At 71.8% G+C, this 23,352-nt stretch carries 17 protein-coding genes; 14 read left to right on the top strand and 3 right to left on the bottom strand.

Features of this window, described 5'->3' with window-relative positions; translation table 11 throughout:
- The 4 genes from GWK25_RS09460 to GWK25_RS09475 all read left to right on the top strand — a co-directional run.
- The coding region (locus tag GWK25_RS09460) for a DUF4937 domain-containing protein (RefSeq protein ID WP_251828788.1) at window positions 1–496 on the top strand (496 nt) is incomplete at its 5' end.
- 124 nt (window positions 497–620) lie between these two features.
- Complete coding sequence (locus tag GWK25_RS09465; RefSeq protein WP_215449339.1) at window positions 621–1,280, top strand: histidine phosphatase family protein; 660 nt, start codon at window positions 621–623, stop codon at window positions 1,278–1,280.
- 12 nt (window positions 1,281–1,292) lie between these two features.
- On the top strand, window positions 1,293–2,195 hold the full coding sequence (locus GWK25_RS09470) for an ADP-ribosylglycohydrolase family protein (RefSeq protein WP_215449340.1): 903 nt from the start codon (window positions 1,293–1,295) through the stop codon (window positions 2,193–2,195).
- A 284-nt stretch (window positions 2,196–2,479) separates the two neighbouring features.
- Window positions 2,480–4,147, top strand: a complete 1,668-nt coding sequence (locus GWK25_RS09475; RefSeq protein ID WP_251828789.1) for a DUF4153 domain-containing protein — start codon at window positions 2,480–2,482, stop codon at window positions 4,145–4,147.
- 185 nt (window positions 4,148–4,332) lie between these two features.
- Here GWK25_RS09475 and GWK25_RS09480 read toward each other — a convergent pair whose 3' ends face one another.
- Window positions 4,333–5,883 (bottom strand): MFS transporter, encoded by a 1,551-nt coding sequence (locus GWK25_RS09480; RefSeq protein ID WP_215449341.1) that lies wholly within the window; start codon window positions 5,881–5,883, stop codon window positions 4,333–4,335.
- A 171-nt stretch (window positions 5,884–6,054) separates the two neighbouring features.
- On the opposite strand from GWK25_RS09480, the gene GWK25_RS09485 reads away from it, so the two are divergent.
- The 3 genes from GWK25_RS09485 to GWK25_RS09495 all read left to right on the top strand — a co-directional run bounded on the left by GWK25_RS09485 (window position 6,055) and on the right by GWK25_RS09495 (window position 8,137).
- Window positions 6,055–6,669 (top strand): TetR/AcrR family transcriptional regulator, encoded by a 615-nt coding sequence (locus GWK25_RS09485; RefSeq protein WP_215449342.1) that lies wholly within the window; start codon window positions 6,055–6,057, stop codon window positions 6,667–6,669.
- Window positions 6,670–6,761: 92 nt separating this feature from the next.
- On the top strand, window positions 6,762–7,463 hold the full coding sequence (locus tag GWK25_RS09490) for a ribonuclease HII (protein ID WP_215449343.1): 702 nt from the start codon (window positions 6,762–6,764) through the stop codon (window positions 7,461–7,463).
- A gap of 68 nt (window positions 7,464–7,531) precedes the next feature.
- On the top strand, window positions 7,532–8,137 hold the full coding sequence (locus GWK25_RS09495) for a hypothetical protein (protein WP_215449344.1): 606 nt from the start codon (window positions 7,532–7,534) through the stop codon (window positions 8,135–8,137).
- Between the two features lie 447 nt (window positions 8,138–8,584).
- Here the strand turns inward: GWK25_RS09495 and GWK25_RS09500 are convergent, their stop codons facing one another.
- Together GWK25_RS09500 and GWK25_RS09505 are read right to left on the bottom strand one after the other, a co-directional pair.
- A complete protein-coding gene (locus GWK25_RS09500) occupies window positions 8,585–9,211 on the bottom strand; it encodes a hypothetical protein (protein WP_215449345.1) in 627 nt (208 codons plus the stop codon).
- A 256-nt stretch (window positions 9,212–9,467) separates the two neighbouring features.
- Window positions 9,468–11,648, bottom strand: a complete 2,181-nt coding sequence (locus tag GWK25_RS09505; RefSeq protein WP_215449346.1) for a RecQ family ATP-dependent DNA helicase — start codon at window positions 11,646–11,648, stop codon at window positions 9,468–9,470.
- Between the two features lie 133 nt (window positions 11,649–11,781).
- Here GWK25_RS09505 and GWK25_RS09510 point away from each other — a divergent pair, with 133 nt between their 5' ends.
- The 7 genes from GWK25_RS09510 to GWK25_RS09540 all read left to right on the top strand — a co-directional run bounded on the left by GWK25_RS09510 (window position 11,782) and on the right by GWK25_RS09540 (window position 23,236).
- Window positions 11,782–13,374 (top strand): DUF4192 domain-containing protein, encoded by a 1,593-nt coding sequence (locus tag GWK25_RS09510; protein ID WP_215449347.1) that lies wholly within the window; start codon window positions 11,782–11,784, stop codon window positions 13,372–13,374.
- 278 nt (window positions 13,375–13,652) lie between these two features.
- The gene (locus tag GWK25_RS09515) at window positions 13,653–15,860 is read left to right on the top strand and encodes a glycogen debranching N-terminal domain-containing protein (protein WP_251828791.1); all 2,208 of its coding nucleotides are present in this window, start codon (window positions 13,653–13,655) and stop codon (window positions 15,858–15,860) included.
- 153 nt (window positions 15,861–16,013) lie between these two features.
- On the top strand, window positions 16,014–16,772 hold the full coding sequence (locus tag GWK25_RS09520; RefSeq protein WP_152172151.1) for an NUDIX domain-containing protein: 759 nt from the start codon (window positions 16,014–16,016) through the stop codon (window positions 16,770–16,772).
- A 105-nt stretch (window positions 16,773–16,877) separates the two neighbouring features.
- On the top strand, window positions 16,878–19,067 hold the full coding sequence (locus GWK25_RS09525; protein ID WP_215449348.1) for an ATP-binding cassette domain-containing protein: 2,190 nt from the start codon (window positions 16,878–16,880) through the stop codon (window positions 19,065–19,067).
- 182 nt (window positions 19,068–19,249) lie between these two features.
- Complete coding sequence (locus GWK25_RS09530; protein WP_215449349.1) at window positions 19,250–20,137, top strand: FadR/GntR family transcriptional regulator; 888 nt, start codon at window positions 19,250–19,252, stop codon at window positions 20,135–20,137.
- Between the two features lie 589 nt (window positions 20,138–20,726).
- Window positions 20,727–22,277, top strand: a complete 1,551-nt coding sequence (locus GWK25_RS09535; protein WP_221523669.1) for an RNA polymerase sigma factor — start codon at window positions 20,727–20,729, stop codon at window positions 22,275–22,277.
- Window positions 22,278–22,420: 143 nt separating this feature from the next.
- Entirely contained in the window at window positions 22,421–23,236 is an 816-nt protein-coding gene (locus tag GWK25_RS09540) for a trypsin-like serine protease (protein ID WP_215449350.1), read from the top strand.
- Window positions 23,237–23,352: the final 116 nt, after the last annotated feature.

A 23,352-nucleotide genomic window follows, 5' to 3' on the forward strand; every position in this document is an offset into this window, starting at 1 on the left:
GGGTTGGAGCCGGGGGCGGGCCGGTGTGGCGCACATCTTCTCCTTCTGGGAGAGCCGTGCCTTCTACGACTCCTTCATGGCGCGCTCCCACGACCGGCTCGCCGCGTCGCAGTCGGGCACTTTCAAGGACATGCAGGCGAAGCTCTTCGACCACCGGTTCGACGTGAAGACCGGATTCGAGCCGCGCTTCACGGACGCCGATCTGGTGCGGGTGGCGCACTGCCGTGTCCACGAGGAGCGGGCCGAGCATTTCGCGCTGATGCAGGAGAAGGTCTGGAACCCCGCGATGGCCGGCTCCCCGGGCATGGTGCGCGGCCTCTTCGGTGAGGCACCCGCTCACGAGTTCATGATCCTCTCCATGTGGCAGTCGGCGGCCGAGCACGGCAAGTACCGCGTCGAACGCATCGAACGCCTCGCCCTCCGGGCGCAGATCGAGGCCGACGTCGCCGCCATGACCGGCGACATCGTGGAGCTGGAGCCGAGCTGGACGGTTTGAGATTCCAACTCGTACGAGTTTGATCTTCAAACCTGTGAGGTCGGCGGGCGGGACCCGTGTGACCTACGCCGTATGGCACCCGGACGAGTGCTCGATCCGCCCTCGTCCCCCTTAGGGTCTTGGCATGGCACGACCACGGCGCATCATCCTTGTCCGACACGGCGAGTCAACGGGCAATGTTGATGACACCGTGTACGAGCGCGAGCCCGACCACGCCCTCGCGCTCACCGACCTCGGCTGGCAGCAGGCGGAGGAGACCGGCAAACACATCCGCGACGTCGTCGGCAGCGAGCGCGTCAGTGTCTACGTCTCCCCCTACCGCCGGACGCACGAAACGTTCCAGGCGTTTCACCTGAACCCCGAGCAGGTGCGGGTGCGCGAGGAACCACGGCTGCGCGAGCAGGACTGGGGCAACTGGCAGGACCCGGACGACGTCCGCCTCCAGAAGGCCTACCGGGACGCCTACGGCCACTTCTTCTACCGCTTCGCGCAGGGGGAGTCCGGCGCCGACGTCTACGACCGGGTCGGCGGCTTTCTGGAGAGCCTCTTCCGCAGTTTCGAGGACCCCGACCACCCGCCGAACGTCCTGCTGGTCACCCATGGGCTCGCCATGCGTCTGTTCTGCATGCGCTGGTTCCACTGGACCGTCGCAGAGTTCGAGTCGCTGTCGAACCCCGGGAACGCGGAGATGCGGATGCTCGTTCTCGGGGAGGACGGCAAGTACACGCTCGACCGGCCGTTCGACCGCTGGCGGGACCCGGAGTCGTACGGGGCCACCAGTTAGAGTGGCAGGGCGATGACCGCTGACTCCTCTCCTCCCGGCCCCCTCGAACGGGCCCTCTCCAGCCTGCGCGGACTCGCGGTGGGGGACGCGCTGGGCTCGCAGTACTTCGTGCCCGTGAACTACCCGCTGCTCAAGCGCCGCGAGATCCCGCCCGGCCCCTGGCAGTGGACCGACGACACCGAGATGGCCTGCTCCGTCGTGGCCGTCCTCGTGGCCCACCACCGGATCGACCAGGACGAACTCGCCCGCTCCTTCGCCGTGCACCATGACTTCGACCGGGGCTACGGGCCCGCGGTCAACCGCCTGCTGCGGCTGGTCCGCGAAGGCGGTGACTGGCGTGAGCTGGCCTCGGCGCTCTTCAACGGGCAGGGATCCTGGGGCAACGGCGCGGCCATGCGGATCGCCCCGCTGGGTGCCTGGTACGCCGACGACCCCGAGCAGGCCACCCACCAGGCGGAGATCTCGGCCTACCCCACGCACCAGCACCGTGAGGCCGTCGTCGGCGCCATGGCCGTCGCCGCTGCCGCCGCCCTCGCGGCCGATCCCGCCGGACCGCCGAGCCCCGGCGATCTGCTCGACGGGGTCATCGCCCTCGTGCCGAAGAGCGCCGTCGGCGCCGGCCTGCGGCGCGCGCGGGACATGCTCGACTACGCCGACGCGGACACCGTCGCCGCCGTGCTGGGCTGCGGGCGGCGTACAACCGCGCACGACACCGTGCCGTTCGCGCTCTGGTCGGCGGCACGCGCCCTCGGTGACTACGAGCGGGGCTTCTGGACGACGGCCCAGGTGGGCGGCGACGTCGACACGACCTGCGCCATCGTCGGCGGAGTGGTGGCCTCCGGTAAGGCCGGGGCGCCCCCCGAGGCATGGACGCGGCAGACCGAGGCGTTCCCGGACTGGCTCCGGGTGGGATGACCGACCGACCGGGGCCTACCTGCGCCGACCGCGGCGCGAGAGGCGTCGGGGGGTAGCGGACGTGCTTCCCCGGTCTCTTCGATCTCAAGCACCTCAACTGTCACAGGAGTGACACAGTGGCTTCCCAGGCCGACCCTGTGCGCTCATCTGCGGCATACCCTGGCCGCCACGCTGCCTGTTGATCATGACGATACGCGGCGACGAGGGACCGGTCATGAGCCGTCTGCCGCAGCCGCGCGCTGCGTGAGGTGGCGAGGAGGGCCGGTCCGGGAGGAGGGGGTCCCATGTCCGAGACACCGTCAGCACCAGCAACGCCAGAACCCGAAGGCCCGCCGCCGAGGGCCCGCGCGGGAACCGAGAAGGCCCGCGGTCGGTCGGCGGCCTCCGCGAACGCCGACCCGGAGGGCAAGGCGGACAGGCCCGGACCCCTACCGGGCGGGCCGGCGCGCATACCGTCTCGACCAGCGCCCTCATCGCCACTGAGCGACTTCGGCCCCGGTGAGCCCGCGCCGATCCGCACCGCGACCCTGTGGGCGGCCCTGGCCACCGGCCTGCTCAGCATGGCGCTGCTGGGCGACGGGCTGGCGATCAACCTGGTCTTCGTCGCCGTGCCCGCCACGCTCGCCGTGTACGCCGCGGGCCGTCGGGCGGGGCGACGCCCGCGTCCCTGGGCCCTCGTCTGGGGCGCCGGAGGGCTCGCCCTGCTGGCCGTGCCCGCACTGCGCGCCGCGGAGTGGCCCTCGTTCCTCGCCGTCGTCAGCGCGTTCGCGGCGGGTTCACTGGCCCTGCACGGCGGGCGCACCTGGCCGGCCGTCCTGCTCGGACCCGTCGGTGTCTTCACCTCGCTGGTCACCGGACCGGCCTGGGCCTGGCAGGGGCTGCGTGAGCGGATGGGCGGCAGTCGCGGCCGCCTGGCGCCTGTGCTGAGGGCGTTCGTCGTGGCCGCGGTCCTCCTCTTCGTCTTCGGCGCGCTGTTCGCCGGGGCCGACGCCGCCTTCGCCGATCTGCTCGGCGCTCTGGTGCCCGACGTCTCCGTGACCGACGGCCCCTGGAGGTTCCTGCTTCTCGTGCTCGGCCTGTTCGGCACCCTCGCTGCGGCCCGTACGGCGGCCGCACCCGCCCGTTGGGACCGCCTCCCGGTGCCGGCCGGCCGCGCCTGCGGCCGCGTCGAGTGGGCGCTGCCCCTGGTCGGACTGGTCGCACTCTTCGCCGTCTTCAACGCCGTTCAGCTCGCCGTGCTCTTCGGCGGCTACGACGCCGTCCTGAAGGAGACCGGCCAGACCTACGCGCAGTACGCGCGCCAGGGCTTCTGGCAGCTGCTCATGGCCACGCTGCTCACCCTGCTGGTCATCGTGATCGCCCTGCGCTGGGCCCCGCGCACCCGCCCGAGCGACCGGACGCTCGTGCGCGGGGTCCTGGGAACCCTGTGCGCACTGGCCCTCGTCGTCGTGGCATCCGCGGTGCGACGCATGGACATGTACGTGGAGGCCTACGGGCTGACGCGACTGAGGATCTCGGTGCTGACCATGGAGCTCTGGCTCGGCCTGGTCATCGTGCTCATCATGGCCGCCGGTGTGTGGGGTGCCCGGTGGCTGCCGCGCGCCGTCGTGGCCAGTGCCGTCGCGGTGCTGCTCGCGTTCGGACTGCTGTCGCCGGACGGACTGATCGCCAAGCGCAACGTCGAACGGTACGAGACCACGGGTCGCTTCGACCTCCCCTACGCCGAAGGCCTGTCCGCCGACGCGGTGCCGGCCCTGGACCGGCTGGAGGAGCCCATGCGGTCGTGCGCGCTGTGGAGCATCAAGGAGGAACTGGACGAGCGGCGCCACGTTCCCTGGTACGCCACGAGCTGGGGCGAGGCCGAGGCGAGGCGCATCCTGGAGGAGCGCCCGCCGACGGGGGGCGCGAGCGGACCGGCGTGCGGTGAGCTGGGACCGGAGTTCTACCGCTGACGGTCGCGGGTCCGCACGGGACGGACCGCGCCCGGGGACACGGTCCCCCGGGCGTGATCCGGCTGGTGGTGCACGCCCGGGGATCGGAGCCGGCGTGCTCCGGCTGCTGGTGCACGGTCGGCTCTGCGCTCTCCGTGCGTGTCGCGGCTGGTGGGCGGCCGCTTCCGTGACCGTCCCGTCAGCCCTCAGCCTCCGGCGGTGGGTCCGGCCGCGCCGGAGAGGGCTTCCAGGTCGCTCTTGCGAACCCTGATCACCACGAGGGCGGTGGCCAGGGCGAGGACGGCCATCGCGACAGCGGGTATGAAAGCCGTCGAGATGCCCTGGGAGAGCACCTCGTGGCTCCAGGGAGCCGGCAGCTGCTGGGTCTTGGCGAAGTCGGCCTTCTGCGCGTCCGTGGCCTGGGACATGAAGAGCTGGACCTGCTTTTCCGCCTCGTCGCGGCTGGCCGTACCGAAGACCGTCGTGAGGATGGACAGGCCGAGTGAGCCGCCCACCTGCTGCGTGACGTTGAGCAGCCCGGACGCCGCGCCCGCCTCGTGCGGGGCCACCCCCGAGACCGCGGTCAGGGTGAGGGTCACGAAGTTCAGGCCCATGCCGAAGCCGAACGTCACCATAGGACCGAGCACGCCACCGACGTAGGAACTGTCCGGGCTGATGAAGGTCTGCCAGGTCAGACCGAGCACCACGAGCGTGGAGCCGACCACCATGAACGGCTTGGGGCCGAGCACCGGCAGGAACCGCTGGGACAGACCGGCACCGGTGACGATCGCGACGGTCACCGGGAGGAAGGCCAGACCGGCCTCGATAGGGGTGTAGCGCAGCACGTTCTGCACGAACAGCACGATGAAGAAGAACATCCCGAACATCGCCGCCGCGAGGCTCAGCATGATCACGTACGTGCCCGAGCGATTGCGGTCGGTGAACATCCGCAGCGGGGTGATGGGCTCCTTGGCGCGCCTCTCGATCAGGCCGAACAACAGCAACAGGACCACCGCGGCCGTGAAGGAACCGATGGTCAGGCCGTCGCGCCAGCCGTGCTCCGCCGCGCGGATGAACCCGTAGACCAGCGAGGCCATACCGGCGGTCGAGGTGAGCGCGCCCGCGATGTCGAACCGTCCCGGGTGCCGCTCGGACTCGCTGATGTACATCGGGGTGAGGACTGCGATCAGCACGCCGATGGGCACGTTGACGAACAGTACCCACCTCCAGTCGAGCCACTCGGTGAGCATGCCGCCCGCGAGCAGGCCGATGGCGCCGCCACCGGCGGAGACCGCTGCGAAGACGCCGAACGCCCGGTTCCGCTCGGGCCCTTCGGGGAAGGTCGTCGTGATGAGCGCCAGCGACGTCGGCGAGGCGATCGCCCCGCCGACGCCCTGCAGCGCGCGGGCCGCGAGCAGCTGCCAGGGTTCCTGAGCGAGGCCGCCGAGCAGCGAGGCGAGGGTGAAGACGAGGATTCCGGTCATGAACACCCGGCGGCGGCCGAGGATGTCACCGGCCCGGCCGCCCAGGAGGAGCAGACCGCCGAAGGTCAGCGTGTAGGCGCTGACCACCCATGTCAGGTCGGTGGTGCTGAACTTGAGCGCGTCTTGAATGTGCGGGAGCGCGATGTTCACAATCGTCGCGTCGAGTACCACCATGAGTTGGCAGGCCGCGATGACGGTGAGTGCGATGCCGGGACGCCCCTCCCGGCGGGCGGCTCCCGGCTTCTGATCCTGAATCAACGGAGAGGTTGTCACTATGGTTCCCCCACAAGTGCCTTAGTGAACGCTTGCGTTCACTGACGCGTCCACGGTAGTGAGTCCCCCTTAGTGAACGCAAGCGTTCATTGAAGTCGCCGTCGTGGTGCGCGTCGTCCGTCCGCTTCCGCTTTCGGTATCCCCGCCCCCTGGCTCAACGGAGAAACACAGATGGTCACTTCGCGCTGGACGGCCGCTCCTGCCCCGACGGTCTCCCCGCGCCGGCGTGGCGCCGTGCTCGAGCGCGCCATCCTCGACGCGGCGCTGGAGCAGCTCAGCACGGTCGGCTGGAGCGGCCTCACCATGGAGGGGGTCGCCGCGGGCGCCCAGACGGGCAAGGCGGCGGTCTATCGCCGCTGGCCCTCCAAGGAGGACCTCGTCGCCGACGCCCTGCAGGCCGGGCTGCCGCGTTTCGAGGAGGCGCCCGACCTCGGGAACGTGCGCGAGGATCTGTTGGCGCTGTGCCGTCAGGCCCGTGAGGCGATGTTCTCGCGTCCCGGGTTCGCTCTGCGTTCGGTGATTCACGAATGCGACACCACCCAGGCCGAACGCTTCCATGGTGTGATCATCGAGGGTGTCGTGGAGCCGACGGTCAAGCTGCTGCGCGAGGTCGTCGAACGTGGAATCAGGCGGGGTGAGGTGCGCCCCGACGCGGCCAACGGCTATGTCTTCGACGCGATTCCGGCGATGATGATGTACCGCTCGAAGGTGTGCGGGAGCGAATGGAGTGAGCGGGACATCGAGGAGATGATCGACCAGTTGATGGTTCCGCTGCTCTGCCGGTGAGGCCCGCCCGGGCGGGCCGGCGAAAGGGCTCAGGTTGCCCGGGGAAACCTGGGTGTCGCGCGGGGACGCGGGCGGCGTAGGCTAAGGGCGCCATGCCGTACGAACCACCTACCCACACCGTCGAGCGCTCTCTGCGTGCCACGACCGGAGCGAAGGTCATCGCCGGTGTCGACGAGGTGGGGCGCGGCGCCTGGGCCGGTCCCGTCACCGTCTGCGCGGCGGTCACCGGACTGCGTCGACCGCCCGAGGGCCTCACCGACTCCAAGCTCCTGACGATCAAGCGACGCGAGTCACTCGCCGAGGAACTGCTGCGGTGGGTCAGCTCGCACGCCCTCGGTCACGCCTCTCCGGAGGAGATCGACGACCTGGGTATGACGGCCGCGCTGCGGCTGGCCGCCGTACGGGCCCTGGAGGCCCTTCCGGTGCGGCCCGACGCGGTCATTCTCGACGGCAAGCACGACTACCTGGGGTCACCCTGGCGGGTTCGGACGGTGATCAAGGGCGATCAGTCCTGTGTCGCCGTCGCGGCCGCCTCGGTGATCGCCAAGGTTCAGCGCGACAAAATGATGGCCGAACTGGGTGTCGACCATGCAGACTTCGGTTTCGCGGCCAACGCCGGGTATCCGTCGCCTGTCCACAAGGCCGCGCTGGCGGAGCGGGGCCCCACCCCGTACCACCGGTTGTCGTGGGCGTATCTTGATGCGCTGCCCCAGTGGCGGCACCTCAAGAAGGCCCGCAACTGGGCGAACGGAAGCGTTCCGGAGATCGAGGGTCAGCTCGGCTTCGATTTCTGACGGATTCGTTCGCACTCATGTGCCACCCGCCGACGCGAGTCGCACCGGCGTTTGATAAATATCAGCTCATGCCTCTCATTCCCGAGGAGCCTCAGATTCACGAGAGTGCCCAGGGCCCGCGTGCCACTCCGGCCAGCGGCCGGGTCGCGCCGACCCCCCGTCCCGTACCCGGTCCCCGTCCCGCGGCCCCGCCGCGTCCTGGTCGTCCGGGTCCTGCCCGGCCGGTGCCGGCTCAGCGCGCGGCTCACACCGCGCCCAAGCCCGGGCCGTCCGCCCCTGCCCCGACCCCGCAGATCCAGCTGATCCCGGCCTCGGCCGAGGGCGCGCTGGACGCCGCCGAGGAAGCCGTCGACCTGCTGTTGGATTCGGGCCGAGCCCCCGGTGACGTGCTGGTGATCACCACCGGCGAGTCGCACCCGTGGGCCGACCACGAGCTCTCCTTCGGCGAGGCGGCCTACTGGGCGCAGCACGACGCGGGCGACGACGTCTTCTACGCCGATGCCTCGGCCACCGACCGGGCCGCGCCGCGTCCCGTCGTCGTGGTCGCCGTCAACGGCGGAACAGATGCCGTCACCGCCCAGGCGCTGCCCAAGGCCCTCGGCCGGGCCCGGACCCTGCTGATCGTGTGCGGCGACCCGCAGACGATCAACTCGGTGCTGGGCGCCGGAGTCTGAGCGACTGCGGAGACCCGGCCCCGGTCGGCCCGTGAGGGCCCGCCGGGGAGCCGCGCATGCCCGCGAACGATCCGGGCGGCATCGCGGCCACACCCCGTGACGGGGCGCTTCGGCGTGCCTGCGGGGTGTTTCGGCGTGTCCGGGGGCTGCGTCGAGCGTCGTCGGCCGGTTCCCGGGGTGCCGTGGCTCTGCTTGTCGGTGCGGTGCGGTGCGGTGCGGTGCGGTGCGGTGCGGTGCGGTGTCGAGCGGTGCGACGGTGCCGGGCGTGACGTGCTGTGCGGCTGGGCGGTGCTGAGCTCCGCGACGGCGCGGTGCATGACGTGCTGTGTGCTGTTGCGCGAGGGCACCGAGGGTGGTGCTGCCCCACCCCCGTGGCCTTACGGGGATGGGGCGGGCGTTCGCGGTGTCCGGGCCGGGCGTGCCGAAGCCGGACGGAGTGGCCGCGGCTCAGCGCGCCGCGGCTCGGCGCAGTACCTCCGACGCGACGCCACCCGTGCGTGGCATGGGCGGCGGCGCCACGGCCGTGGCAAAGGGCTCGGCCGGTGAGTCCGCGTGCGGCCGACGGCCTCCCCGGCCCTCGCCGAGGACCTGCCAGCCGTCACGTGTCAGCGTGATGTACGCCCCGCAGCGCAGCCCGTGAAGGGTGCAGGCGTCCCGCAGCCCCCACATCCATGCCCCGTCCTCCTCCGTCCAACGCGCTTCGCCGTCACGGCAGTAGAGCAGCACGGCCGTACGCACCGGGGTACGCCGGCGCAGATCATGCGGAATGACCCGGCGCAGCTGCGCGAGGAGGGCGTTGCGGAACATCCACCCGTCGGCCGGGGTCGGGCGCCGGACGAACGAGGCGCTCGCCAGCAACCTCTCGTCCGGATCCAGGACGGCGATGACGGCCGTCGCGGGCCGGGGCTGATGCCGCGCGTGCAGCCCGCTGACGACCTCCCGGGGATTGCGCAGCAGCGGAATCCCGGCGGCGGCCCATTCCGCGGGCTCGAGCAACCGGTTGGCGGAAGTGGCGGAGAGGTCGGCAGAGGTCGACACGGAGCCCGCCGAGGACGGAGCGAATCCGAAGGTCACGATCCTCCCTTCGGCTACGCGCCCACACAGCGGGGCGAGGGTCGGACTTGGGGGAGCGCACGCCGCAGCAGAAGCCCTACCTTCACGAGGGGGCCGTGCGGGGAGCGGACTCCAATTCTTCCTGGCGAAGTTGGTTGCGGCAACGAGCAATTGGGGCCACTGACAGTTTTGTGGTGATCCACCGCTTATATCCCTGCGCATGGGACGCGTTCGCAACGCCCAAGCGGCACGGGGCTCACGCGCGGTTGACGGTCGGTCACCCCCGGACGGCGAGGACGAGCGGCAGCACCCCCTGCGCCCCCGCGCGCCGGAGCACGCGCGTGGCGACCGCGAGTGTCCAGCCGGTCTCCGTGACGTCGTCGACCAGCAACACGGGCCCGTCCGCCTCCGCGAGAGCGGCGCCCAATTCAGGGGGCACGGTCAGTGCCCCGTCGAGCGCCTTGAGGCGTTGCGCGCTGTTGCTCCGGGTGACCTGGGAGACAGCGCCGGTGTAGGCCACCGACCCCAGCAGGGGCAGGCGACCGATCTCGGCGATCCGCGCACCGAGGGAACCGATCAACTGCGGCCGCGTACGGGACGCCATGGTGACGACACCCACCGGACGGGGCTGTGCGTCGGCCTGGCCGGAGGCCCAGCCGCCGGGGCCCTTCGCCCAGTCGGCCAGTACGGCCACCACCGCCTTCGCCACATCGTCCGGCACCGGCCCGTCCGGGGCCTGCGGCGCGAGCATCGGCCGTAGTCGGTTGCCCCAGCCGATGTCGGACAGTCGCCCCAACGCTCGTCCCGGAGCGGCCTGTTCACCGGACGGAATGCGTCCCTTCAGATTGACGCCGACCGCGGGCAGCCCGGTCGGCCACATCTTGCGGGGCTCCACCTCGACCCCGGCCCGCCCCAACTCGCCGCGCGCCGCGTCCAGCGCCGCCGAGGACACGGTCTCCGCGAACCGGGGCTTCGCGCAGGTGTCGCAACGTCCGCACGGCGCAGCCTCCTCGTCGTCCAACTGCCGCCGCAGGAACTCCATCCGGCAGCCCGTCGTCGTCACGTAGTCGCGCATCGCCTGCTGTTCGGCCGCGCGCTGCTTGGCGACCCACGCGTAGCGCTCGGTGTCGTAGGTCCAAGGGACGCCGGTGGAGATCCAGCCACCCTGGACGCGGCGGACCGCGCCGTCCACGTCGAGGACCTTCAGCATCGTCTCCAACCGGGAGCGGCGCAGTTCCACCAGAGGCTCGAGAGCGGGCAGGGAGAGCGGTCGCTCCGCGTGCGCCAGGACATCCAGGGTCCGCCGCACCTGTTCCTCCGGAGGGAAGGCGACCGAGGCGAAGTACTCCCAGATCGCCTGGTCCTCCTTGCCTGGCAGCAGCAGCACCTCGGCGTGCTCGACGCCTCGGCCCGCGCGGCCCACCTGCTGGTAGTAGGCGATGGGGGAGGACGGTGAACCGAGGTGCACCACGAACCCGAGGTCGGGCTTGTCGAAGCCCATTCCCAGGGCGGAGGTGGCGACCAGCGCCTTGACCCGGTTGGCGAGCAGGTCCTCCTCGGCCTGCTGCCGGTCGGCGTTCTCCGTCTTGCCGGTGTACGACGTCACGGTGTGCCCGCACTGGCGGAGGAACGCGGTGACCTCCTCGGCGGCGGCCACGGTGAGCGTGTAGATGATCCCGGAGCCCGGCAACTCGTCCAGGTGGTCGGCGAGCCAGGCCATCCGGTGGGCGGCGTCCGGCAGTTCGAGCACGCCGAGGCTCAGGCTCTCGCGGTCCAGCGGCCCGCGCAGGACCAGGGCGTCCGTGCCGCCGCCCGTGCCCAGCTGCTCCGCCACGTCGGCCGTCACGCGCGCGTTGGCCGTCGCGGTCGTGGCGAGCACGGGGACACCCGGCGGCAGATCGGCCAGCATGGTGCGCAACCGGCGGTAGTCGGGGCGGAAGTCATGACCCCAGTCCGAGATGCAGTGCGCCTCGTCGACCACGAGCAGCCCGGTCGCGGCGGCCAGCTCGGGCAGGACCTGTTCACGGAAGTCCGGGTTGTTGAGCCGCTCCGGGCTGACCAGCAGCACGTCGACCGCGCCCGCCGTGACCTCCTGGCGGATGGTGTCCCACTCCTCCGTGTTCGACGAGTTGATGGTCCGGGCGTGGATGCCGGCGCGGGCGGCCGCCTCCACCTGGTTGCGCATGAGGGCGAGGAGCGGGGAGACGATGACGGTGGGGCCCGCGCCCCGCTCGCGCAGAAGCGCGGTCGCGACGAAGTAGACCGCGGACTTGCCCCAACCCGTGCGCTGCACCACCAGCGCTCTGCGCTGCTCCGCGACGAGCGCCTCGATGGCGTGCCACTGGTCCTCGCGCAGCCGCGCGGCGCCCGCGGGGGCGCCGACGAGGCGGGCGAGCACGGTGTCGGCGGCCGTGCGCAGATCTTGGCGGTCCGTGGAGGGCAGGTCTTCGTCGCTCATGGCCCCATGCAACCCGATGCCTCGGACATTGCGCGAACGAGCGGGGCGAAGTGTGGACAGCTTCTGACGTGATCATGGTCGGACTTATCCACAGGGCCAAGCGGAATCTCAAGATCCGCGAGATGGTCACGGCATGACGAATCACAGCGAAGCGGCCGGAACCTCCGGCAGCAGTGGCATCGGCAGGCAGAACGGATGCGGGCGCGGGAGCGAGCCCTCCGCCTACCTGGGGCACGGCACGAACACCGGACCCGCCGACGGACAGCAGGTCACCCTCCGCACCCCGGCCGAACTCGCCGATGCCCTGCCCTACCTCCTCGGATATCGGCCCGAGGACAGCATCGTCCTCGTCGCTCTGCACGACCGGGACGCGCGGGGACGCTTCGGCGGACGCGCACGGCTGGGCATTCCGGCCCAGGCCGACGACTGGCCGTCCGTGGCCCAGCAGCTGGCCCATGGACTGGTGACCGGAAGTGAGCGTCGAGGAGCCAGGCCGGAGAGCATGGTCGCCTTCCTCTGCCAGGACCCGGTGAGCGGTGAGTCTCCACGCGACGTCATGGAACGCCTGCGGCCCCTCGCCCAACTGCTGCGCAGGGCCTGCGGCGCCCTCGACGTCCCTGTGGTCGAGGCCCTCTGCATCTCGGACGGCCGCTTCTGGTCCTACTGCTGCCCCGGCAACGGATGCTGTTCTTCCGACGGAGAGCCGATGGGGCTGCCGGGTACCTCCGTGCTGGCTGCCGCCGCGACCTATGCGGGCCTCCAGGTGCGCGGCACGCTGAAGGAGATGCGGGCCAGGCTGTTGCCCTGGGAGACCGCTGCCGCGCTGCAGCAGGAGGCCGCCCTCGATGCCGCGCAGTCCGCGCTCGTCCCTCGCATCCTGCACGCGGAGAGCCGCGCGGACGTGGCCGAGGAGACCCTCGCCGTGGCACAGCGCGCCCTCGGGCGACTGGCCGCCGCTCCGGCCGTGCCCGGCACGCTGGACGCGGACCTGCACGACGACGAACTCGTCGGCCACGAGGACGCGGCCACACTGATCCTCGGCCTCCAGGACCGCGCCACCCGCGACCGCGCCGCCGAATGGATGGAAGGCGACGAAGCCGGCCCGGCTCTTCGGCTCTGGCGGGCCCTCGCCCGCCGCTGCGTCGGTCCCTACGGCGAGCACGCCGCGGCCCCGCTCACGCTCGCGGGCTGGGTCGCCTGGTCCTCGGGGGACGAGTTGGAGGCCCGCGAGGCCTTGGCCATGGCCCTCGCCGCAGACCCCGACTACCTCTTCGCCCGTCTCCTGCACCAGGCCTGCAACGAAGGCCTCGATCCCGAATCCATTCGCCGCTGCCTGCGCGCCGAACGCAGGGGACGCGACCTGACACCGGACCCTGCCAGTGCCAGTGCCAGTGCCAGTGCCAGTGCCAGTGCCAGTGCCAGTGCCAGTGCCGATGCCGATGCCGACGGTGGGGAGGGCCCTTTCGAGCAGCGTCCGGTTCCTCAGCCGGCCTCTGCCGAACCCTGCACCGCGACCGGCCCTCGACGCCGACGCAGGTCGCACCCGGGAGGGAATGCTGACGGCCGCACCGTTCGTCGAGCATCCGGCGCAGCTCCAGCCCGTCGATCGCGCTCCGCCACCGGCAACGCACCCGCAGGCCGTCGACCGGGCAGCAGGGCCGACGGAGCGAGTGCTCGGGCGCGGGCCCGCCGCGGTGGTGGGCAGCCCACGGAGGGGGAGACGTGAGCACGCCGATCAGGCAATGGGTGCGCTGCGTGGTGCTGTTCTGGTTCGGAGTGTGGCTGAGCGCGCTGCTCCCCTTCAGGTATGTCGTGGTCACTTTGCCGACCCGCTGGTCGCTCGGCTTCCCGGGCCAGGGGCGTGACCCGGAGCGGAGCCGCTCCGTTCACCTGAGTGGCGGTACCCGTGGCCTGGCCCCGCCGCCGTCGCACCCCGTCCCTCTCCGGCGCCCCACCTGGTGCCGAGCGCACCCCACGCGCGCCGAAGACAGAAGAAGCCACCCCATGCCCCTGCCCTCCATGTCCGATGCCGACGACGTCCCGTCCGTCCTCATGCCGGTCCAGCCCTCCGCCCGGGCCCGTGGCGAAAGAACCGGCGCTCCACGCACGGACAGACGCAGTCCGCTGCCCCGCGTCCCAGGTTCGCGTCCCGCGGTCGGGGCCGGCCCGGCGCTCGCCGTGCCCGGCGCGGGCGCCTCGACCGGGTTGCCGTACCCGGCCACCGCAAGCCCGTCGTCCCCGCAGGCGCCGCCCTCTGGTCCCCGCCGTCCCGCGGAGCTGCCACCGGCCCACACGACCCTGATCTGTGTCGCCCTGCCGGGCCTCGCGATCTCGTCGGAGCAGGGCCAGTTGAACGGCCGAGGGCTGGAGGGCTTCTACCGTGCCGGACGGCGCATGCTCTCGCGCTGCCAGGTGAGGGTGGCGGGTCGGGAACCGCTCGCCGTGCAGGCGCGGATGCTCTCCGCCGATCGAGCCCGGTTCATGGCGACGCTGCGCATGTCGGCCGGACCGGACCCGGACGTCATGGTCGAGCGCACGCGCCATGCGGACGGCACCGAGCGGATCACCCTGCACAGCACGGCACGCCGCCCGCTGCGCCTGCCCGTCGAGGTGTCGCTGGGAACGGATCTCGCTGAACTGGGCGCCGTCGCCTCCGGCAGAGCCGGTCCGGAACTGCCCGCGAGTGTGTACGACTCCGGCCTCCGTTGGTCGAGCGCGCACGGGCACTCCACGGTGACCGCGCATCCGCCGCCCGCCGACGCCCTGGCCTCCGCTGGTCTGCTGCGCTGGGAGCTGGAGCTGCCGCCCGGCGGCACCCGTTGCGTGGAACTGCGGGTACGCCCGGACGGCGCGGGTCCCATCAGGCCGGTGGGCCGGGGTGCCACGAGCCCTCTCTCCCAGGCCGGTGCGGCGGGCGACGACCCGACGGCGCAGCCCTTGCTGCGCACCTGCCTGGAGGACCTCGAGGCCCTGCTGCTGCGTGACCCGAAGAATCCCTCGGACATCCACCTGGCGGCGGGCGCCCCCTGGCGCTGCGGCATGGCCCCGGCCGACGCGCTGGTCGCGGCCCGGATGACCCTGCCGCTCGGTACCCGCCTCGCCGCGGGCACACTGCGTACCCTCGCCCGCACCCAGATCGTGGGCCGGGAGGCACAGTCCGGCATGATTCCGGGCCCGCGGAGGGACGCGGGCCCGCATCTGCCGCCGGGCTGCACCGGCACCGAGGCGACGCTCCTGTTTCCCGTGCTCCTCGCGGAGGCCAGGAGATGGGGACTCCCCGAGCAGGAGACTGAGGAACTGCTGCCGGCGGCCGAGCGCTGCCTGCGGTGGCTGCGGGGGGCCGTCGGAAGCGGTGTCTATCTGCCCGACCCGCGCCCCGGGGGCCCGCTGCGATGCGAGACCCAGGCGCACGCCCACCGCGCCGCGCTGCTGGGCGCCGACCTCCTCGAGGCCCACGGCCGGCCGGGCGGGGCCGAGCTGCGGGACTGGGCCGCAGACCTGCGGGCCCGCTTCACGGCGGATTTCTGGGTCGAGGACCGGGGTGGCGGAAGACCCGCGGCCGCGCGCACCCCGGACGGGCGGGTCGTGCCGCACCTGGGAGCCGGTGCCGCCCACCTCTTCGACACCGGGCTGCTCGGCGCCGGGGAGCAGGCCCCGGGACTTCTCGACAAGGTGCGGACCGAACAGCTCGCGCGGCTGCTCGGAGGACCCGCCATGGACTCGGGGTGGGGACTGCGGAGCCTGGGGGCGAAGGAAGCGGGATACAACCCCTTCGGCCATCGCAGCGGTGCCGTGCGTGTGCAGGAGACGGCGGTCGCGGTCGCGGGGCTCGCGGCCGCCGGGTACGAGAAGGAGGCGAGCGCGCTTCTGCGGGGGGTGCTGGCGGCGGCGGACAGCTTCGGCCGGCGGCTGCCCGAGATGTACGCGGGGGAGCAGCGGACGGCGGGGAGTGCCCCACTGCCCCACCCCGCCGCGTGCAGACCGGCCGCGACGGCGGCTGCCGCGGGCGTGCTGCTGCTCACCACCCTCGTCGGCATCCGTCCCGACGCTCCTGCGGGGACGGTGACCCTGCGGCCGGTGCGCAGCGCGCCGCTGGGCGAGATCGGTATGACGGGACTGCGCGTCGCGGGCTCTCCTTTCGCCGTACGTGTCAGCAGGCTGGGGCTCGCGATGGTCGAGGAGGCGGCGGACGGGCTGCAGTTGGGAGTGTGACCTCCTGTGACGAGCTGGGGAACGGCCGGCCGAACATGGTGCACGGGGTCGGCGGTCGATCAGCGAAGACCGGTAACGGACAGAAGTGGATCAAGTGGGGAAGTGACCAGCGAAGGGAGTGTTTATCGTCAGGCAGACGACTATGATCGCGGCATGCCCTACGACCCGTCGGACTACCCGCCCTTCGCCGTCACCGTGGACCTGGTCGTGCTGACCGTCCGTCGCCATGCGCTCTGCGCGCTGACGGTACGGCGGGGCGAACAGCCGTTCCAGGGGCGATGGGCGTTGCCCGGTGGCTTCGTCCGGCCGGACGAGGATCTGTCACAGGCGGCGGCGAGGGAACTCGCCGAGGAGACCGGGCTGACCGCCCACGAACCGTCCGAGCCCGCGCATGACAACGGCGCGCACCTGGAGCAGCTGGCGACCTACGGGGACCCGAAGCGCGACCCGAGGATGCGGGTCGTCAGTGTCGCCCATCTCGCCCTCGCCCCGGACCTGCCCGCCCCTCGGCCGGGTGGAGACGCCAACAGTGCGCGCTGGGCGCCGGTGGAGGAGCTGTTGGAGCAGGGCGGTTACGGGCGTGACGGCGAACCGGTGGCGCCCTTGGCCTTCGATCACGCGCAGATCCTCGCGGACGGGGTGGAGCGCGCCCGCTCCAAGATCGAGTACTCCTCGCTGGCCACGGCCTTCTGCCCCCCGGAGTTCACGGTCGGTGAGCTGCGGCGTGTCTACGAGGCGGTGTGGGGAGTGGCCCTCGATCCGCGCAACTTCCATCGCAAGGTGACGGGTACGCCGGGGTTCCTGGTGCCCACCGGCGGCACCACCACGCGGCAGGGCGGCCGTCCCGCCCAGCTCTTCCGTGCAGGTGGCGCCACCCTCCTCAATCCGCCGATGCTGCGCCCCGAGGTCTGAGGACCCGCGCGACCGGACTCCGTCTCGCCGCGTTCGGCTGGCTTGGCCGTGCGGTGAGCCTCAAGGTGCCCGAAAAAACGGACATACCGCGCTATCTTGCCTAGGGTGATCCAGGCCATCGGATTGACCAGCAATCCTCGCAAGGAGTTTCCGCCCGCCGTCGACGATGTGTCCTTCGAGGCGCACTCCGGTCGCGTCACCGCACTCCTCGGGGCTCCCGGAGCGGGCAAGTCGACAGCGCTGAGACTCATGCTCGAACTCCAACAGGGGCGTGGCGTCGCCTACTTCAGGGGGAGCCCCCTGCACCGCATCGCCCACCCCTCGCGCGAGGTGGGGGTGCTCCTCGGCGATGTGCCTGGCCACCCGGCCCGCACGGTCCGAGGGCATCTGCGCATGCTGTGCGCGGCCGCGGGACTGCCCGCACGGCGGGCCGACGAGGTCCTGGAGGTCGTGGGTCTGGCCAGTCTGCGCGAGGCGCGGCTCGGCACCCTCTCGCGGGGCATGGACCGCCGCCTCGGTCTGGCCTGTGCGTTGCTGTCCGACCCGCACACCCTCGTGCTGGACGAGCCGGCCGATGGGCTGGCCGTCCGAGAAGGCCGGTGGCTGCACGGGATCATGCGGGCGCACGCGGAGCAGGGCGGCACGGTCCTGTTCACCACCGGCGACCCCAAGGAGGCCGCACGGACCGCCGACCGGGTCCTCACCCTCGAACAGGGGAGGCTCATCGCCGACCAGGAGGCCGCCGACTTCTCCCGGACCCGGCTGCGGCCCAGGGTCGCCGTGCGCACCCCGTACGCCGCCCGCCTCGAGGCTCTGCTCACCAAGGAGGCCCGCACCGCCCGGCGTTCCGTGGAGATCGTGCCGGAGGGAGGCAACCGGCTGTCGGTGTACGGCAGTACGTGCGCGGAGGTCGGTGAGGCGGCGTTCCGGCACGGCATCCTCGTGCACCAACTCGCGGACGAGGTCGGTGACATGGGTCCTGTGCCGGCGATGCCACCGGCGGCGGTCGAGGACGATCAGGAGTGGGCTGACCACGCGACCGACTCGGAGGAGGCCCGGTGGTTCGAGACGCGCCCGACGGCCACCGAGGAGCCTCGGACGAGCGCGTTCGCGCCCCCGACCGTGACTGAGCCGCGAGCCCCGGCGTCGGCCCACGGCGCGGCGGAGGGCGACGCCGGGGCTGGGGTCGTTCGCACCACCCTCGTGACCGATGCCGAGCACTCCGACCCCGCGCCACCGCCCTCGGCCCACCTGTCCGAGGCCCACCTGTCCGAGGCCCACCTGTCCGAGGCCCACCTGTCCGAGGCCCACCTGTCCGAGGCCCACCTGTCCGAGGACCGCCTGTCCGAGGACCGCCCGTCCGACACGTCCGACGTCGACTCGGAGCCGTTCCCCCCTGCCCACCCGTCCGATGCCGATGCCGACCCGGCGTCGCTCTCTCCCGACCACCTGTCCGAGACGGGCCCGCTGGCGCCGTCGCCGCCCCTGCCGGTGCTTCCGCCGCCCATCACCGTGCGGTCGGCGCCGAGCCCGCTGCGTCCGCTGCGGTACGAGCTGCGGCGGGCGGGCGGCGTCGGTACCACCTACGTCACCGCAGCCGCCGTACTCGTCAGCTCTGCTGTCATGGCGGTGGTCCTGGCCAGGATCGGGCACACCCCGCAGCCACGACTGCTGGCCGCGTGGCCGCGGGAACTGCCGCTGCCGCCCGCCGCCATCGGCGCGGGACTGCTCGGGGCCATCGCCTTCGGTGACGAGTTCCGCCACCCCGCCCTGGCCGCGGACCGTGGCACCGTGCCCCGCCGCCTCGGACTGCTGGTCGCGAAACTCCTCGTCGCGGCGGGCACCGCACTGTTCCTGGCGGTCCTCGCCGTGGGCTGCGACCTCGAAGTGCTCTACCTCGTCTACGGGCCGGAGCTCATCTCCGTTCCCGCGGACTGGCTGCCGCTCGGCGCGAGTTGGGTCGGGCTCGTCGTGGGATGCGCCTGGGCGGGGGTGCTCGCGGCGGGGGTCTTCCGGTCCACGTCCGCGGGGCTCGCCGCCGTGGTCGCCGTGCCCCTCCTCGTCGTACCCCTGGTGCAGAAGGTGCTGGAGGGGTCGTCGGTGCGCAGTGCGATCGGGTTTCCGATGCGGCTGCGTGAGCTCGTGATGGTGCAGTGGCCGTTCGGCGGCGAGCGCTATCTGGAGGCAGTGGCGCGGGCCGTCGTCCAACCCGTGGGCGGGGCGCTGCTGTTGTCGCTGACCGCGCTGCTGGGCGCCTACGTCCTCACGAACCTGCGTGCTCGGGTCCGCGGATGATCGTCGTCATCCTTTCGTGCTCACCGTCCGTGCTCTTCCGTCGACGCAATGCGCGCAACTCCTCGTAGAACGCCCATTTCTTTCCGATAAGGCGTCAATTGCGACGGGGTGAGCGATCACCCTTTCGTGTGCTTTTCACCAAAGACCTCAAGGGAGTTGAGAACGCAGCCGACAAAGGATGCGTGAGTACCCTTGCGCACACCATGATGACCGCCGCCCGCTCCGCCGACTCCGGCCTCGCCGGACCGGGCGAACTCGACCGCTACCCCTACGCCGAGCACCCCGGTGTCGACCGCGTGGGCCTCCCCGCCTGGGACGGCGCGGAACCCGAGCTGGGGCGCGTGGGCCGACGCGCCGCCGGGAGCCGCGGCCGCGGACTGCACGGCCAACTCGTCCAGCAGCTCGGCCAGATGATCGTCTCCGGGGATCTGGGCGCGGATCGCCCCCTCGTACCCGAGGAGATCGGCCAGCGATTCGAGGTCTCCCGCACCGTCGTCCGTGAATCCCTGCGCGTCCTGGAGGCCAAGGGCCTGGTCAGTGCCCGGCCGAACGTCGGCACGCGCGTCCGTCCCGTCAGCGACTGGAACCTGCTCGACCCGGACATCATCGAGTGGCGGGCCTTCGGTCCGCAGCGTGACGACCAGCGGCGCGAGCTCAGTGAACTGCGCTGGACGATCGAGCCGCTCGCCGCTCGCCTCGCCGCAGGGCACGGCCGCGACGACGTCCAGCAGCGCCTCGGGGACATGGTCGAGCTCATGGGCCATGCCATGGCCCAGGGCGACCCGCTGACCTTCTCGCGCGCGGACGCCGAGTTCCACTCGCTGCTCATCCAGGTCGCGGGCAACCGCATGCTGGAGCACCTCTCCGGGATCGTCTCCGCCGCCCTCCAGGTCTCCGGTGGGCCGGTCACCGGATGCGACCGGCCGACCGAGTCGACGCTGGCGCACCACGGCCGCATCGTCGACGCGCTCGCCGCGGGCGACGGAGGGGCGGCCGAGGCGGCCATGCGGCAACTGCTCACCGTCCACCCCGAGGTGGAGCGTGTGGTGCCCGCGCCGCGCGAGCACTGACGGCGCCCGGAGCGGGACAAGGGCGCCGCGGCCGGGGCGTAGTTCCCTCCGTGGCGTCGTTCGACCGGCGGACCGTGCCGCCGGGCCCCATCGGATCCCCCTGGGATCCGGCGGGCTCCGGCGGCGCGACGCCGGAGCGGCGAGGTGGCCCGTCGTGCCGGGACGCCTCGTCTCGTCGCGGCCGGGTCGATGGGCCGGCCGGGGGCGGGGCTGTCCGGCGCGACGCGTGTTCCCGAGAGGGCCCCGGATCCCGCCGGGACAGTGATCCACATCGAGGAGTTCATTCGGGAATTGTTCGGGTACCTGTCTGAACAGAACCGAATGTGGCCTTGATCGATTACCTCTGGCAGTGTCTGACCGCTTTTGAGCGCTTACGGGGTGTGACTCGGGCCACGCAGATTGGGCGTAACGCTCGTGGGAACAGCGCGATGACCTAAGAGGTGACAGCCGCGGAGGGAATACGGACGCCGTTCACGGCGCTGTGCCTCTTCCCGGCCCCCGCCCGCACCGTCGGCCCACTCCCAAGCCGGTGGTCGGCTCCTGTCCGCAGTGGACGGGGCCGGAAGCCGTTTTCCAACGTTCCGAGAGGTTGTTCGTGTCGGCCAGCACATCCCGTACGCTCCCGCCGGAGATCGCCGAGTCCGTCTCTGTCATGGCGCTCATTGAGCGGGGAAAGGCTGAGGGGCAGATCGCCGGCGACGATGTGCGTCGGGCCTTCGAAGCTGACCAGATTCCGGCCACTCAGTGGAAGAACGTACTGCGCAGCCTCAACCAGATCCTCGAGGAAGAGGGTGTGACGCTGATGGTCAGTGCCGCGGAGCCCAAGCGCACCCGAAAGAGCGTCGCAGCGAAGAGTCCGGCCAAGCGCACCGCCACCAAGACGGTCGCGGCGAAGACGGTGACCACCAAGAAGGCCACCGCGACAGCCGCCCCCGCGGTGCCCGCGGCCGACGCCTCCGCCGAGGACGCCGCACCCGCCAAGAAGGCCGCCGCCAAGAAGGCGGTCGCCAAGAAGGCGGCCCCCGCGAAGAAGACCGTCGCCGCCAAGAAGACGGCGGCCAAGAAGACCACCGCGAAGAAGGACGACGTCGAGCTGATCGACGAAGAGGTCCTGGAGGAGACCCCGGGTGGCAAGCCGGGCGAGGAGCCCGAGGGCACCGAGAGCGCCGGCTTCGTCCTGTCCGACGAGGACGAGGACGACGCGCCCGCCCAGCAGGTGGCGGCCGCCGGTGCCACCGCCGACCCGGTCAAGGACTACCTCAAGCAGATCGGCAAGGTCCCGCTGCTCAACGCCGAGCAGGAGGTCGAGCTCGCCAAGCGCATCGAGGCCGGTCTGTTCGCCGAGGACAAGCTCGCCAACGCCGACAAGCTCGCCCCCAAGCTCAAGCGCGAGCTGGAGATCATCGCCGAGGACGGCCGCCGGGCCAAGAACCACCTCCTGGAGGCCAACCTCCGTCTGGTGGTCTCCCTGGCCAAGCGCTACACCGGCCGCGGCATGCTCTTCCTGGACCTGATCCAGGAGGGCAACCTCGGTCTGATCCGCGCGGTCGAGAAGTTCGACTACACCAAGGGCTACAAGTTCTCCACGTACGCCACCTGGTGGATCCGGCAGGCGATCACCCGCGCCATGGCCGACCAGGCCCGCACCATCCGTATCCCGGTGCACATGGTCGAGGTCATCAACAAGCTGGCGCGTGTGCAGCGTCAGATGCTCCAGGACCTGGGCCGCGAGCCCACCCCGGAGGAGCTGGCCAAGGAACTCGACATGACCCCCGAGAAGGTCATCGAGGTCCAGAAGTACGGCCGCGAGCCCATCTCCCTGCACACCCCGCTGGGCGAGGACGGCGACAGCGAGTTCGGTGACCTCATCGAGGACTCCGAGGCCGTCGTCCCGGCCGACGCGGTCAGCTTCACGCTCCTGCAGGAGCAGCTGCACTCCGTGCTCGACACGCTCTCCGAGCGTGAGGCGGGCGTCGTCTCCATGCGCTTCGGTCTCACCGACGGTCAGCCGAAGACCCTCGACGAGATCGGCAAGGTCTACGGCGTCACGCGGGAGCGCATCCGCCAGATCGAGTCCAAGACGATGTCGAAGCTGCGCCACCCCTCCCGCTCGCAGGTGCTGCGCGACTACCTCGACTAGGCGCGCGCCACCGGCTCGCGTGGTCGGTCCGAAGGCCCGGTTCCCTCGAAGAGGCCGGGCCTTCGGCGTGTGTGCGGCATGCGAAAGCCGGTCGTGTGGATCACTCTGGGTGTGCCACCCAAGACCCGGAGTGAGGAGCGCGCATGCGTCGATCGTTCGCCCGACTGCTGGCCGTCGCGGCCACCACGGCCGTCATACCGCTGGTGTCACCGCCACCGGCGACGGCCGAGGTCGTCATCGGCGGTCATCCGGTCGAGATCTCCCAGGCGCCCTGGACGGTGGCGCTCTCCAGCCGTGACCGGTTCGGAGGTACGAGGGCCGGACAGTTCTGCGGCGGTGTGGTGGTCGGCCCCACCACGGTGCTGACGGCGGCGCACTGCCTCAGCGAGGGCGTCCTCGGAGGCCCGCCGGAACGCGTCCCCGATCTGCGGGTCATCTCCGGGCGTGCCGAGCTGCAGTCGGCCGAGGGCGTGGAGATCCCGGTGAGCGGCGCCTGGGTCAACCCCGAGTACGACCCCTATACGAACGCGGGGGACTTCGCGGTGGTCACCCTCGCCGCACCGCTGCCCGAGAGTTCCGTCATCGCACTGGCGGGCGCGGGGGACGCGGCGTACGCGCCGGGCACGCAGGCCGCCGTCTACGGATGGGGGGACACCACGGGGGCCGGGGACTACACACAGGGCCTGCGGGCCGCCTCGGTGCAGGTAATGGCCGACGCCGTCTGTGAGCGGGCCTATCCCGGCAGCGCCGAGGGCCGGTACCAGTCCGACTCCATGGTGTGTGCCGGGGAGCAGAACGGCGGCCGGGACGCCTGCCAGGGGGACAGCGGAGGGCCGCTGGTCGCCCGGGGGAAGCTGATCGGCCTCGTGTCGTGGGGCAGCGGCTGTGGGCTCGCCGGGAATCCCGGCGTCTACACCAGGGGCTCGTACGTGGCCCGGGTGCTGGCGGAAAGCCGCTGAGGCGGCGCTGAGGCGCCGTACGCGGTCACGCGCCCCCGCGGGGGCGGGACGAGAGCGGGCGGCCACCCCGTGGGTACGGGAGTGGCCGCCCGGTCACCGGCCTCGAGCCGGTGGCG

This window comes from Streptomyces sp. ATCC 21386 (assembly GCF_018728545.1).
In the GTDB taxonomy this organism is placed as follows: domain Bacteria; phylum Actinomycetota; class Actinomycetes; order Streptomycetales; family Streptomycetaceae; genus Streptomyces.

Coding starts and splice junctions, on each gene's coding strand:
- GWK25_RS09465 (WP_215449339.1), top strand. CDS start 621: ATGGCACGACCACGGCGCATCATCCTTGTCCGACACGGCGAGTCAACG.
- GWK25_RS09470 (WP_215449340.1), top strand. CDS start 1,293: ATGACCGCTGACTCCTCTCCTCCCGGCCCCCTCGAACGGGCCCTCTCC.
- GWK25_RS09475 (WP_251828789.1), top strand. CDS start 2,480: ATGTCCGAGACACCGTCAGCACCAGCAACGCCAGAACCCGAAGGCCCG.
- GWK25_RS09485 (WP_215449342.1), top strand. CDS start 6,055: ATGGTCACTTCGCGCTGGACGGCCGCTCCTGCCCCGACGGTCTCCCCG.
- GWK25_RS09490 (WP_215449343.1), top strand. CDS start 6,762: ATGCCGTACGAACCACCTACCCACACCGTCGAGCGCTCTCTGCGTGCC.
- GWK25_RS09495 (WP_215449344.1), top strand. CDS start 7,532: ATGCCTCTCATTCCCGAGGAGCCTCAGATTCACGAGAGTGCCCAGGGC.
- GWK25_RS09505 (WP_215449346.1), bottom strand. CDS start 11,648: ATGAGCGACGAAGACCTGCCCTCCACGGACCGCCAAGATCTGCGCACG.
- GWK25_RS09510 (WP_215449347.1), top strand. CDS start 11,782: ATGACGAATCACAGCGAAGCGGCCGGAACCTCCGGCAGCAGTGGCATC.
- GWK25_RS09515 (WP_251828791.1), top strand. CDS start 13,653: ATGCCCCTGCCCTCCATGTCCGATGCCGACGACGTCCCGTCCGTCCTC.
- GWK25_RS09520 (WP_152172151.1), top strand. CDS start 16,014: ATGCCCTACGACCCGTCGGACTACCCGCCCTTCGCCGTCACCGTGGAC.
- GWK25_RS09540 (WP_215449350.1), top strand. CDS start 22,421: ATGCGTCGATCGTTCGCCCGACTGCTGGCCGTCGCGGCCACCACGGCC.